This is a genomic window from Alcanivorax sp. HI0044, from assembly GCF_001634945.1.
In genome coordinates, this window is sequence record NZ_LWEZ01000597.1 from 1 (window position 1) to 898 (window position 898).

General features: G+C 57.2%; 2 protein-coding genes. Both read left to right on the forward strand.

The annotated features are described in order from the left end of the window. Positions 1-571: aldehyde dehydrogenase family protein (locus tag A3730_RS07180; RefSeq protein ID WP_156501028.1), on the forward strand; the 571-nt coding region annotated here is incomplete at its 5' end. A 175-nt stretch (positions 572-746) separates the two neighbouring features. Beyond that, positions 747-898 (forward strand): twin-arginine translocation signal domain-containing protein (locus A3730_RS07185; protein WP_156501030.1); only part of this gene is annotated, 152 nt, incomplete at its 3' end.

Below are 898 nucleotides of genomic sequence, written 5' to 3' on the forward strand. Positions count from 1 at the left end.
GAACAACCCGGACTACACGGCCATCGTTAACGAGCGCCAGCTCAAACGGCTGCAAGGCTACGTCAGCGAAGCCCGCGAGAAGGGCGCCGAGGTGATTGAGATCAACCCGGCCAATGAAGACTTCAGCGGCAGCCAGAAACTGCCCCACACCATGGTGCTCAATGCCACCGACGATATGCAGATCAGCCATGACGAAATCTTCGGCCCGCTGATGATCGTGGTGCCTTACAAAACCCTGGACGACGCCATCGATTACGTGAACGAGCGCCCCCGTCCGCTGGCCCTGTACTACTTCGACTGGAACCAGGCCAACGGCGACCACGTCCTCAAGAGCACTCACTCCGGCGGCGTCTGCCTGAACGACACCATCTCCCACGTGGGCGTGGACGACATTCCCTTCGGTGGCATCGGCCCATCCGGCATGGGTGCCTACCACGGCCCGGAAGGCTTCAAGACCTTCTCCAAGGCCAAGGGCATCTACAAGAAGGGCAAGTTCAACGCCACCAAGTTTATCCTGCCGCCTTATGGCCGTGGCATGCACAAGATGATCGACAAATTCATGCTGAAATGATCAGTTTCAAGTTCAAAGTATAAAGTTTAAAAGCGCGGGAAAGGTCTTTGTCCTGGGACGACCACACCCGCGCCATTACCGTTAATCGCGGGCCAGACATTACAAGACTCAACAACCTCAACCGCGTTGTAACTTTCAACTTGCTACTTTCAACTCAAAAAAAGAAGAGTGCGCTATGGACCAGGGAATTAACCGCCGCAGCTTTCTCAAGCTGAGCGCTGCCGGCAGCGCCATGCTTGCCGCCGGTTCCAGCCTTGCCTTGCTGACCGGCTGCTCCAGCAACGATGGCCCCGCTGCGGGCTACCGCCATTTTCGCCAGCAGGACGT